At 70.1% G+C, this 11,913-nt stretch carries 11 protein-coding genes; 6 read left to right on the forward strand and 5 right to left on the reverse strand.

The features are described 5' to 3' along the window. The first annotated feature begins 1 nt into the window (after position 1). Together ACLQ2O_RS04030 and ACLQ2O_RS04035 are read left to right on the forward strand one after the other, a co-directional pair. A complete protein-coding gene (locus ACLQ2O_RS04030; protein ID WP_425827272.1) occupies positions 2–979 on the forward strand; it encodes an alpha-ketoacid dehydrogenase subunit beta in 978 nt (325 codons plus the stop codon). Then, positions 979–2,406, forward strand: coding sequence for a dihydrolipoamide acetyltransferase family protein (locus ACLQ2O_RS04035; protein ID WP_425827274.1), 1,428 nt, complete (start codon positions 979–981; stop codon positions 2,404–2,406). Before ACLQ2O_RS04030 ends, ACLQ2O_RS04035 begins: the two co-directional genes overlap by 1 nt. A 58-nt stretch (positions 2,407–2,464) precedes the next feature. On the opposite strand, the gene ACLQ2O_RS04040 is transcribed toward ACLQ2O_RS04035, so the two are convergent. Both ACLQ2O_RS04040 and ACLQ2O_RS04045 read right to left on the reverse strand, forming a co-directional pair. Beyond that, a complete protein-coding gene (locus tag ACLQ2O_RS04040) occupies positions 2,465–2,785 on the reverse strand; it encodes a hypothetical protein (protein ID WP_425827276.1) in 321 nt (106 codons plus the stop codon). 241 nt (positions 2,786–3,026) lie between these two features. Beyond that, entirely contained in the window at positions 3,027–4,481 is a 1,455-nt protein-coding gene (locus ACLQ2O_RS04045; RefSeq protein WP_425827278.1) for a S8 family peptidase, read from the reverse strand. A gap of 202 nt (positions 4,482–4,683) precedes the next feature. Here ACLQ2O_RS04045 and ACLQ2O_RS04050 point away from each other — a divergent pair, with 202 nt between their 5' ends. The 4 genes from ACLQ2O_RS04050 (at position 4,684) to ACLQ2O_RS04065 (ending at position 8,648) form a co-directional block, all read left to right on the forward strand. Next, complete coding sequence (locus ACLQ2O_RS04050) at positions 4,684–5,406, forward strand: GntR family transcriptional regulator (RefSeq protein WP_425827280.1); 723 nt, start codon at positions 4,684–4,686, stop codon at positions 5,404–5,406. Next, positions 5,403–6,719, forward strand: coding sequence for an MFS transporter (locus ACLQ2O_RS04055; protein ID WP_425827282.1), 1,317 nt, complete (start codon positions 5,403–5,405; stop codon positions 6,717–6,719). Before ACLQ2O_RS04050 ends, ACLQ2O_RS04055 begins: the two co-directional genes overlap by 4 nt. Positions 6,720–6,831: 112 nt before the next feature. Continuing rightward, on the forward strand, positions 6,832–7,818 hold the full coding sequence (locus ACLQ2O_RS04060) for an ATP-binding cassette domain-containing protein (RefSeq protein ID WP_425827284.1): 987 nt from the start codon (positions 6,832–6,834) through the stop codon (positions 7,816–7,818). Further along, positions 7,815–8,648, forward strand: coding sequence for an ABC transporter permease (locus ACLQ2O_RS04065; protein WP_425827286.1), 834 nt, complete (start codon positions 7,815–7,817; stop codon positions 8,646–8,648). The genes ACLQ2O_RS04060 and ACLQ2O_RS04065 overlap by 4 nt, the downstream gene beginning before the upstream one ends. Before the next feature lie 51 nt (positions 8,649–8,699). Here ACLQ2O_RS04065 and ACLQ2O_RS04070 read toward each other — a convergent pair whose 3' ends face one another. From ACLQ2O_RS04070 to ACLQ2O_RS04080, 3 genes are read right to left on the reverse strand one after another with little or no spacing between them, the layout of a single operon-like run. Then, complete coding sequence (locus ACLQ2O_RS04070) at positions 8,700–9,104, reverse strand: SgcJ/EcaC family oxidoreductase (protein ID WP_425827288.1); 405 nt, start codon at positions 9,102–9,104, stop codon at positions 8,700–8,702. Positions 9,105–9,137: 33 nt separating this feature from the next. After that, positions 9,138–10,319 carry a lipase family protein gene (locus tag ACLQ2O_RS04075; RefSeq protein WP_425827290.1) on the reverse strand — a complete coding sequence of 394 codons (1,182 nt, stop codon included), beginning with the start codon at positions 10,317–10,319 and terminating at the stop codon, positions 9,138–9,140. After that, positions 10,316–11,848 (reverse strand): AMP-binding protein, encoded by a 1,533-nt coding sequence (locus ACLQ2O_RS04080; RefSeq protein ID WP_425827292.1) that lies wholly within the window; start codon positions 11,846–11,848, stop codon positions 10,316–10,318. Before ACLQ2O_RS04080 ends, ACLQ2O_RS04075 begins: the two co-directional genes overlap by 4 nt. Between the last annotated feature and the right edge of the window lie 65 nt (positions 11,849–11,913).

Consider the following 11,913-nt stretch of genomic DNA (forward strand, 5'->3'; position numbering starts at 1 on the left):
CATGACGAAGATCAGTCTCGGCAAGGGCATCAACGCCGGCCTGCGGGCATCGATGGAGAACGACCCCAAGGTGATCATCCTGGGTGAGGACATCGGCAAGCTCGGCGGCGTCTTCCGGGTCACCGAGGGGCTGCAGAAGGACTTCGGCGAGGACCGGGTGATCGACACCCCGCTGGCGGAGTCCGGCATCATCGGTACGGCGGTGGGCCTGGCCCTGCGCGGCTACCGGCCGGTCTGCGAGATCCAGTTCGACGGGTTCGTCTTCCCGGCGTACGACCAGATCATCAACCAGGTCGCCAAGATGCACTACCGGTCGATGGGCAAGCTGCGGATGCCGATCGTGATCCGGATCCCGTTCGGCGGCGGCATCGGCGCGGTCGAGCACCACTCGGAGTCGCCGGAGACGCTGTTCGCGCACATCGCCGGGCTCAAGGTCGTCGCGTGCGGCGACCCGGTCGACGCGTACTGGATGATCCAGCAGGCGATCACCTCCGACGACCCGGTGATCTTCCTGGAGCCCAAGCGGCGCTACCACGAGAAGGCCGAGCTCGACGAGAGCGTGCCGCCGGCGTACCCGCTGCACAAGGCGAAGGTGGTCCGTGAGGGCACCGATGCGACGCTGTTCTGCTACGGCCCGATGGTGAAGACCTGTCTGCAGGCGGCCGAGGCGGCGCTCGAGGACGGGCGCAACCTGGAGGTCGTCGACCTGCGGACCATCTCGCCGCTGGACCTGCGGACGATCTTCGACTCGGTGAAGAAGACGCGGCGCGCGGTCGTCGTGCACGAGGCGCCGTTCTCGCTCGGCCCCGGTGCCGAGGTCGCGGCGCGGGTCAGCGAGGAGTGCTTCTACCACCTGGAGGCGCCGGTGCTGCGCGTCGCCGGGTACGACACTCCCTACCCGCCGTCGCGGATGGAGGAGGAGTACCTGCCCGACCTGGACCGGGTGCTCGACGGTGTCGACCGGGTGATGGGGTACTGATGGGCATCCAGCAGTTCCGCCTCCCCGACGTCGGCGAGGGTCTGGTCGAGGCCGAGATCGTCAGCTGGAAGGTCAAGCCCGGCGACGTGGTCAAGCTCAACGACACCGTCGTCGAGATCGAGACCGCGAAGTCGCTGGTCGAGCTGCCGGTGCCGTTCGCCGGCACGGTCGCCGAGCTCCTGGTGCCCGAGGGCGAGACGGTCCCGGTCGGTACGCCGATCATCGCCGTCGAGACCGCCGAGGCGACCCCCGGTGAGCTCGCGCCGCCGGTCACGTCCGGTACGCCGAAGGAAGACCTCGTCCCGGACACCGAGAACGGTGGCACCGGCCGTACGGCGGTACTGGTCGGCTACGGCCCCCGCACGACGGAAGCCAAGCGCCGCCCGCGCAAGGGCGGAGCACCCGCTCCCGCGTCCGCCCCGGCAGCCGCGCCTGCGCCGGCCGCCGCGGTCGCGCCGCAGGCGGTGCCCGCCCCGGCGCCGGTCGTCGCCGCTCCGGCTCCGGTACCGGCCCCCGCTCCGACCCCCGAGGCCGCAGCAGTTGCCGCAAGCAACATTCACGTGCTGGCGAAACCCCCGGTCCGCAAGCTGGCCAAGGACCTGGGCATCGACCTGGGCACGGTGGCGGCGACCGGTCCGGGCGGCATCATCACCCGTACTGATGTGGAGAACCACACCACCACACCAGTCGCTGCACCACCTGTTCCGCAGTACGCCGTACAGCCTGGCGCTGGTGACGTGCGGATCCCCGTGAAGGGGGTGCAGAAGGTGATGGCCCAGGCGATGGTGGCCAGTGCTTTCACCGCGCCGCACGTGACCGAGTGGATCACCGTCGACGTCAGCGCGACCATGGACCTGGTCGAGCGGCTGAAGAAGGACAAGGCGTTCAAGGACCTGCGGGTCTCGCCGTTGCTGATCGTCGCGAAGGCGGTCACGCTGGCGGCCCGCCGGACGCCGATCATCAACGCGGCCTGGGACGAGCCGAACCAGGAGATCGTGCTCAAGGGCTCGGTCAACCTCGGCATCGCCGCGGCCACCCCGCGCGGTCTGATCGTGCCGAACATCAAGGGTGCGGAGTCGCTCACCCTGCCCGAGCTGTGCGGCGCCCTGAACGGTCTGGTCGCCACCGCCCGCGAGGGCAAGACCTCACCGGCCGACCAGGCCGGCGGGTCGTTCACGATCACCAACGTCGGCGTCTTCGGCGTCGACGCGGGTACGCCGATCATCAACCCGGGCGAGGCCGCGATCCTCGCCTTCGGCGCGGTCCGCAAGCAGCCGTGGGTCGTCGACGACGAGATCGTTCCGCGCTGGATCACCACGCTGGCGCTGTCGTTCGACCACCGCCTGATCGACGGCGAGAAGGGCTCGATCTTCCTCGCCGACGTCGCGAGCATCCTCGAGGACCCGGCCCGCGCGCTGATGTTCTGATCCACAGGTACGACGAACGGCCCGGGTGCGTCGAGCACCCGGGCCGTTGCGCGTTCGGCTAGATCCCCGGCGGCTTCCGTAGGAACAGTGCGACGGCCAGCGCCACGGTGATCGCCGACATCACCGTCGCGACCGTTCCGGACCCGGCCCGGTCCGGTACGTCGGTGTAGCCGATCATCCAGACGCTGAACCCGACCCCGAGCCCCCACAGGATCTGCGCCGGCAACCCGTCCCGCATCATCAGCGCGTCGAGCAGCGTCAGTACGCCGAAGCACCAGAACCCGAGCCCGATCGCGTGCGTCGTCCCGCCGTCCAGGACCCGGATCAGCAGGAGTCCGATGCCGATCGTCAGCACCCCGATCGCTCGCATGAGGATCACGCGTCAGTCCCTTCCTCGCCCACCGCGGCAAGGTTAGAACGGCACCGGTGCCACGCCCGGGCCGCGGCAGGAACCTGCCGGGAACCAGGGCCGCCTGGGACCAGGGCCGCCGGGGTCCAGGGCCGCCGGGGCCAGGGCCGCCTGAGGCAATGGGGCCGCCCGGGGCAAAGGGGCTGCTTCGGGCAAAAGGAAAGAGGGGGTCCCGGGCGGGAGACCCCCTCTTTCAGCTTTCAGCGGTGGTTCACCAGAAGCGCTTGACCGCGTCCAGGGCGTCCGCGATGCCCTCGCCGTAGAAGGCGTTCTTGGCCGTCGTACCGGTGCAGCGGGCGTCCGGCGTGGTCGGGCAGGCGGTGTCGTCGGCCTGGCGCTGCAGGGCCTTCTCCAGGTCGCGCGGGCCCCACCACGGGTGCGCCGACTTCATCAGCGCGGCGACGCCGGCGACGTGCGGGGACGCCATCGACGTACCGCTCATCGTGCCGTAGCCGCCGCCGGGCAGCGTCGACAGGATGCTGCTGCCGGGGGCCGCGACGTCGATCGAGCGCAGCCCGAAGTTCGAGAAGCTGCTCTTCACCCCGGCCTGCGTGGTGCTGGCGACGGTGATCACGCCGGGCAGCTCGGTCGGGATGTCCAGGCACTTGTTGTCGATGTCCCGGGTGACCGCCGTGCTGTCGTTCGGGCTGGAGGTGTCGGTGGTCTTGTTCGACAGGTCGTAGTTCGAGTTGCCCGCCGCGGCGACCGACAGGACGCCCTTCTTGGTCTGGTAGTTCATCGCCCGCCGGACGGCTTCCTGGACCGCGCCCTGGTCACCGTCGTCGTCGCACCAGAACTGCCACGGGTCGATGTAGTAGCTGTGGTTGGTGACGTCCATGTGGTGCTCGGCGGCCCAGACGAAGCCGCAGATCGCGTACTCGGGGTAGATGAAGCCGTCGTCGTTGACCACCTTCACCGAGGCGATCTTCACGCCCGGCGCGACGCCGACGATGCCGACGCCGTTGCGGGCGGCGGCGATCGTGCCGGCCACGTGGGTGCCGTGCGAGCTGGTGGTCGGACGCCAGCCGCCCACCGTCCGGTCCGGGACGCCGTTGCCGGTGCAGTTGACCGAGTTCTTCGCGTCGAAGTTCGGCTTCAGGTCCGGGTGGGTGTCGTCGACACCGCTGTCGGTGACGCCGACCAGGACGCGCTTTGAGCCGTCGGTGATCTTGTGCGCCTGGTCCGCCTTGATCTGGACCATGTCCCACTGCTTGGTCTCGTCAGGGTCCGGGACGACGGTCGCCTCGCCGGCGTTCAGGCCCTTGGCGGCGGCCTTCTTCGCCGTACCGACCGGGCCCTCGGACACGGCCGCGGTCCGGGTCGCGCCGACCGACTGCACCTCGCGGCCGTCACGGCCCTTGCGGACGTCGGTCCGGAAGTCCGGGTTGGTCGACTGCGCGATCACCACCCCGAGCTGGTCGTACGACGACACGACGGTGCCGCCGGCGGCCTTGACCGCCTTCTCGACCTTCTTGACGTGCGGCTTCGTGGCCTTGGTGTTGACCACGTAGTTCATCAGGACCCCGGGCTCGGCCGCGGCGGTCGTGCTGGTCGAGGGTGCGAACGGGGCCGCCTGGGCGGCGGTCGCGGCACCGGCGGTGGTGAAGGCCAGGGCGGCCACCGCCAGGCCGGCGCTCAGCCGGCGGGTACGTGAGCTTCGGGACACACTCTCTCCTCAAGACACAGAGCGAAACGGGACGGCAACGCTGCGGTGAGCCTAGATCGGATTGCCTGCCACGCACACCAACCCGGCCAGGACAGGGGAAACCCCGCACGCTTATCCACAGGTTTATCCACAGAATGTGGATCAAACAGTCGAGTGATAAGATAGATACAACAGAGATACTTGTCGTGTTTGAGGGAGTGTTGTGGCAGGCGGGGTGCCCGGCGAGCAGCCGGTGTTGGGTGACGAGACAGCAGAGATCGCCAGGGTGGTGGCCGAGGCGGGGCCGGGGGTGGAGAAGATCCCGGCCGCCGAGCGGGTGTACGCGTACGTGAAGGCGGCGATCCTCGACCGGTCGTACCCGGGCGGAGAGCTGCTCACCGAAGGTGAGCTGGCCACGGCGGTGGGAGTCTCCCGTACGCCGGTGCGCGAGGCGCTGCTGCGGCTGGAGGAGTCCGGCCTGGTCAAGCTGTACCCGAAGAAGGGCGCGCTGGTCCTGCCGGTGCTGCCGCAGGAGATCAACGACGTGCTGGAGGCGCGCGAGCTGCTCGAGACGCACGCGGCCTCGAAGGTCTGGCCGCGGCGCAAGCAGCTGATCGAGGTGCTGACCGCGAAGGTCGACGAGATGCGCGCGCACCGCAAGGCGGGCGACGCGAAGAGCTTTCTGGAGGCCGACCGGGCCTTCCACGAAGCGATCGTCGGCGCGGCCGGGAACGAGATCCTCGCCAAGCTCTACAACAGCCTCCGCGACCGCCAGGTCCGGATGGGCGTGCCGGGGATCGAGGTGCAACCGGCCCGGATGGACAAGTCGATCGTCGCCCACGCGGAGATGATCGAGGCGCTCGGCGGCAACAGCGTGAAGCGGTTCCGCGAGCTCGTCGTGTCCCACATCGAGGTCGCCGCGGCGGATCTGCGAGGGGTGCGGTGACCGAGCTCCTCTTCCCCCTGGGCGGTCGGCGAGCCTGGGCGGTGTGGGCGGCTGCCGTCTTCACCTACCTGGTGACCGTGCTGCACCGCGGCTCGATGAGCGTCGCGGGTCTGCAGGCGGCCGAGCGCTTCCACATCTCCGCGTCGGCGCTGGCCAGCTTCACCGTCGTACAGCTCACTGTGTACGCCGCGATGCAGGTCCCGGTCGGCATCCTGCTCGACCGGTACGGCTCCAAGCGGCTGCTGATCACCGCGTCCGGCCTGCTCTTCCTGGCTCAGTCGGCGTTCAGCCTGGTCGAGTCCTACCCGGCGGCGCTCGCGGCCCGGGCGGTGCTCGGCGTCGGTGACGCGCTGGTCTTCATCAGCGTGCTCCGGGTCGTCATGTCCTGGTTCCCCGCGCTGCGGCAGCCGGTGATGTCGCAGGCCACCGGCATGCTCGGCGGCATCGGCGCGATCGTCTCGACGGTCCCGATGGCCGCGGCCTTCCACGCCTTCGGCTGGACCGGCACGTTCGCCGGCGCCAGCGTGCTCAGCCTGGTCACCGGCGTCGCCGTCCTGTTCCTGATCAAGGACACCCCGTACGACGAACCGCTGCACCGCGCCAAGCAGTCGCTGACCGAGGTCCGCAACAACCTGCGCCGCGCCTGGCGCGAGCCGGGCACTCGCCTCGGCCTGTGGACGCACTTCACCACGAGCTTCAGCGGCTCCACCTTCGGGCTGCTCTGGGGCTACCCGTTCCTCGTCCGCGGGCAGGGACTGTCGCCGACGACGGCCGCGTCGCTGCTGATCCTGCCGGTGCTCGCCGGCCTGTTCTACGGTCCGCTGGTCGGCCGGTACGCCGCGCGCTTCCCGTTCTACCGGTCCTGGATCGTGCTGGCCGTGATCACCGGGTCGGTCCTGATGTGGACCGTCGTGCTGGTCTGGCCGGGGCAGGCTCCGATGCCGGTGCTGTTGCTGCTGATCGTCGTACAGGCTGCTGGTGGGCCGGGGTCGATGCTCGGGCTGGACTACGCCCGGACGTTCAATCCGTCGACGCGTTTCGGGGCGGCGAACGGGATGGTGAACACCGGCGGCTTCATCGCGACGCTGATCTGCATCGGCATGGTCGGCGTGCTGCTGGACGTGTCGTCCGGTGGCGCTCCGCAGGAGATCGGTGACTTCAAGTTCGCGCTGGCGTTCCAGTACGTGCTGTGGGCGATCGGCACCCGGCAGATCCTCAAGTACCGGCGCAAGGCCCGCGGTCACCTGGCCCGGTACAACCCGGAGGCCTACCAGGCGCTGCTGGCCAACCGGATCATGCCGCTCAAGGGCTGATCCCAGGGCTGCGACAGCGGGCTGAGACGGGCTCTCAGCCCGCTGACAGGGCGGTGCCAGCGCGGGGGTGGACTGTGGTTCCCAGAGACACGAAGTCATCTGGAGGCACCGAATGTCCACAACGAACCAGCCCGCCATCGTGGCGGAAGGCCTGGTCAAGAAATATGGCAGCACGGTCGCGCTGGACGGCGTCGACCTGACCGTGCCGACCGGCACCGTGCTCGGCGTGCTGGGACCGAACGGGGCGGGCAAGACCACCGCCGTCCGGATCCTCGGCACCCTGCTGACGCCGGACGCCGGGCACGCGACGGTCGGCGGGTTCGACGTGGTCAAGGAGGCCGGCCGGGTCCGGGAGATCATCGGCCTGACCGGACAGTACGCCTCGGTCGACGAGGACATGTCCGGCCGCCGTAACCTGGTCATGATCGGCCGGCTGATCGGGATGTCCCGCCCGGAGGCCAGGAGCCGCGCCGCCGAGCTGCTCGAGCGCTTCGAGTTGAGCGACGCCGGCGACCGGATCGCCAAGACCTACTCCGGCGGCATGCGCCGCCGGCTCGACCTCGCCGCGAGCCTGGTCGGCAACCCGAGCATCCTGTACCTGGACGAGCCGACCACCGGGCTGGACCCGCACGCCCGCAACGGCGTCTGGGAGACCGTCCGTAACCTGGTCCTCGACGGTACGACGGTCCTGCTGACCACCCAGTACCTGGAGGAGGCCGACGCGCTGGCCGACTCGATCATGGTCTTCGACAAGGGCCGGGTCGTGGCCGCCGGACGCCCGGCCGAGCTCAAGGCGCAGGCCGGCAAGCAGTCGCTCGACGTCAGCCCGGCCGAGCCCGGTCACCTCGAGCGGGTCGCCGCGATCGTCGCCGAGTCGACCGGCACCCGGCCCACCGTCGACGTCGTCAACGCCCGGGTCAGCGTGCCGGTGAGCGACGGGTCGTCGATGCCGGTCGTCGTCCGGCGCCTCGACGAGGCCGGGATCGCCGTCACCGAGCTGGCGCTGCGGCTGCCCAGCCTGGACGAGGTCTTCCTCGCCCTGACCGGTCACGCCGCCGAGGAAGAGTCCACCGCAGTCCTGGAAGGAGCGGGCCGATGAGCACCGCCACACTCACCCCTACCACCGCGGACCCGCGGCACGCCGTACGGCGGAACGGCCCGCTCGCCTGGGTCCCGCAGAGCCTGACGCTGGCCTGGCGCAACATCGTCCGGATCCGGCAGAACCCCGAGGCGCTGGCCGACGTCACGTTCCAGCCGATCATCTTCCTGCTGCTGTTCCTGTTCGTCTTCGGCGGCGCGATCAGCGGTCAGGCCGGCGGGACCTGGCACGACTACCTGCCGTTCCTGCTGCCGGGCGTGCTCGTGCAGTCGGTGGTGTTCTCGACGCTGGGCACCGGGGTCGCCCTGAACGAGGACTTCGCCAAGGGCGTCTTCGACCGCTTCCGCAGCCTGCCGATCGCCCGGGTGTCGCCACTGGTCGGCGCGGTGCTGGGGGACACGGTCCGGTACCTGACCTCGATCGCGATCCTGATGGTCACCGGGTTCGCGCTCGGCTTCCGGTTCGAGAACGGCGTCGGCAACGGCCTGCTCGCACTGCTGCTGGTGCTGGCCTTCGCGCTGTCGCTGTGCTGGGTGTGGGTCTGGCTCGGCCTCAAGGTGCGGACGGCCCAGGGGGTCCAGGGCATCGCGTTCCTGGTGATGTTCCCGCTGACCTTCGGCAGCAACATCTTCGTCCAGACCAGCACGCTGCCGGGCTTCCTGCAGTCGTGGACCAAGATCAACCCGATCACCTACCTGGCCGACGCGATGCGCGGCCTGATGCTCGGCGGCGACGTGCAGAAGCCGCTGCTGATCACGCTGGCCTGGATGGTCGGCCTGGTCGCGGTCTTCGCCCCGCTGGCGATCCGCGCCTACCGCAAGCGCACCTAGAAGAAGAGCCGCAGCAGGGCCGGAGCGAGGGGCTCCGGCCCTGCTGCCGTGTCAGCCGGCGATCGGCGTGGTCTGCGCCAGCAGGATCGACCACTCACCGTCGACCCGGGCGCACACGTAGGTGAGCGCCCCGGTCAGCGGCAGCGCGCCCCGGTCAGCCTCTGCGCGGCGGTCGTCGATGGTCTTGACGCAGCTGACCACGGCCAGGTCCGCGACCGGGAACCGTACGTCGAGTACGTCGACCGTGGTCAGCACGTCCTGCAACGGCGAGGCCAGCGCGGCGACCATCGCTTCCTGGATCGCGTCCCGGCCGAGGACCCGGCGGCCCGCCACGTTCACCAGCACAGCCTGCCGGTGGTGCAGCGGGACCAGGCCGGCCGCCGAGAGTTGCGCCTCGTGCGCGGCGACGATCAGCGCCCTGACCTGGTCCTCGTCAGTGTCTCTTGTCAGTGTCATGGGTAGAGCGTCGTACCTCAAGAGAAGTTGAGGTCAACAGGTGGACGGCGCCTTGATCCCGGCGAAGCGGGCGCTCAGGTAGGCGACCGCGCCCGGGCCGCCGGTGACGGCGAGGACGTTGTGCTCGCTCAGGTAGTCGGTGTAGAAGGCAACCTTCGCGCCCTTGGCGCACCAAGCGTCCTCGAGGTTCTTGCCGACCGCCCACGGGATCAGCTCGTCGAACTTCGAGTGGTACAGGTAGACCGGCGCCGTCGGGGCGTTCGTACCCATCTTGTTCTTGGCCAGCACCTCGCGGGCTACCGGCTCGGTCAGCGGGTCGGGGGAGTCGCTGTACTGCTTGATGCTGTGGAAGGCGTAGAGCGCCTCCTCGGTGACGCACAGGTCGTCCATCGCCGCGATCAACTGGTTGCCTCGGGCATTGAAGATGCCGAGCAGCTCCGGGTACTCCCGGCTGACGCCGATCGCCGCCGCCAGGAACAGCCCGGCGAACGGGCCGCCGTCCATCTGCCGGCCGGCCGCGGTCAGATCGGCCGGCGTACCACCGGAGGCGACGCCCGTGACATTCAGCTCCGGCGCGTACGACGGCTGCAGCTCCGCCGCCCAGCCCGTCGCGAGTCCGCCGCCGGAGTAGCCCCACAGACCGACCTTCGTCCGCGCCGACAGCCCGGCCTCAGGTGAGGCGAGCGTGGCCCGGACGCCGTCCAGTACGGCGTGCCCTTCCATCCGCCCGGCGCCGTACGCGTCGCGCGGTCCCTGGTAGTCCGTGACCACGACCGCCCAGCCCTTGGCCAGGCCGAGCGCGAGCAGCGGGATCTCCTTCTCCAGCCCGGTCCGCAGCGTGTACGACGGGTTGCACTGGTCGCCGAGCGAGTCGGTCGCGGGCTGGTACGACAGCAGCGGCCGCGCACCACCCGGGTACGCCGTGAGCGGGACGATCACCGTCGACACCACGGTCACCGGCCGGTCCTTCGCGTCGGTGCTGCGTGACTGCACCTGGAACGCCTTCACCGGCAGCGGAATCCCGAGCCCGGTCACCGTGACCGGGCGCTGCTTCAGCACGCTCCCGGGCGCCTTCGACTCGTAGCCGGGGGCAGGTTGGTAGAAGGCGTCCTGGTCCGGTTCGGGGATCGGGGCCGCCGAGGCGGCCGGTGGGGCGGCGACCAGCAGGCCGGCGATCAGTGATCCGGCGAGCAGGGCGAGCGTGGTTCTCTTCATGGGGCGGCTCCGTTCACAAGGGCGCGGCGATCGATTTTCCCGGTGGCAGTGCGTGGCAGCTCGTCGAGGAAGACCACCTCACGAGGAACCTTGAACCGGGCCAGATGGTTACGCACGTGGACCCGAATCTCTTCGGCGTCCAGCTCCGCCCCCGCGGCCGGTACGACGTACAGGCGCAGCCGCCGGCCGAAGTCGTGGTCCGGTACGCCGACCGACGCGACCTCGGCGACGCCCGGCATCGCCTCGACCAGGTCCTCGACCTCACCGGGAAAGACGTTCTCGCCGCCGGACACGATCATGTCGTCGCTGCGGCCGTCGACGAACAGCCGCCCGTTCGCGTCGAAGTGCCCGAGGTCGCCGGTGCTGAGCAGCCCGCCGACGATCTCCTTGCTGCCGCCGCCGCTGTAGCCGCCGAAGCTGAGCCCGTTGCCGGCGAAGATCCGGCCGGTCGTCCCGGGCGCGGTGACCGGGCGGCCGGCGTCGTCGTACAGGCGGACCTTGCAGCCGACGGGTGGGCGTCCGGTGGTCCCGGGGGCCGCGAGCCAGTCGCTCGGAGTCGCGACGGTGGCGACCGCGCACTCCGTGGAGCCGTAGAGGTTGTGCAGCACCGGTCCGAACCGGTCGATCACCCGGTTGCCGAGATCGGTCGGCAGCAGCGCGCCCGCGCTCATGATGATCCGCAGTGACGACGTGTCGAAGGTCCGTTCCACCGCGAGCATCCGCTGCAGCATCGTCGGTACGACGATCAGCGCGGTCGACCGCTCCCGCTCGACGGTCGCCAGCGTCGCCGCCGGGTCGAACCGCCGCCGCAGCACGACGGTCGCCCCGAGCGCGAACGCCATGATGAACTGCGTCAGCGCGGTCCCGTGGAACAGCGGCGCCGCGAGCTGGACGACATCGGTCCGCCGCAACGGCACCCGGTCGAGGAACTGCGCCGCCACCAGAGGTGAGCGCACGACCCGAGGTGCTCCCTTCGGCGTCCCGGTGGTCCCGCCCGTCAGCAGCACGAGGCCACCTTGCGTCCGGGGCCAAGGCAACGAGGATCCCTCCGCACCCTCGAGCGGAAGCCGCCGAACAGCAGCCGCCATCCCCTCGAACTCGTCGTCGCACACCAGCCCGCCGACACCTTCACGCCGTACGACGTCCGTCAGCTGCACGTCGCTGAATCCCGTGTTCAGCAGCACCAGCCGTGCGCCAAGCTTGCCTGCGGCAACCATTGCCTCGACCACTCCGCGGTGGTCGCGACCCAGCACCCCCACCGCTTCTCCGGGCGCCAACCCAGCAGCCAACCATCCACGCGCCAGCGCGCCCGACCGGCGATCCAGCTCGCCGTACGTCAGCCGCCCGCTCTCGTCGATCACGGCCACCGCATCGGGCATTCGCCAAGCCGCCGCCTGCGCCGCGCCCGCGATCGGTCCGAGCCGCCGGATCGCCCGTGCCTTCCGCACCGCGAGCACCGGCCGGGCCGGCTCGACCATCCCGGCGGCGCGCAGCACCCCGACCGCGCGCACCTTCTCCGTGATCCGCATCAGCGCCTCCACGAGCGGTAAGTGAAAAGCCCAGTTTTCACTTAAACCCACCAGTAATTTAGACA

This window comes from Kribbella sp. DT2 (assembly GCF_049844575.1).
GTDB lineage: Bacteria > Actinomycetota > Actinomycetes > Propionibacteriales > Kribbellaceae > Kribbella.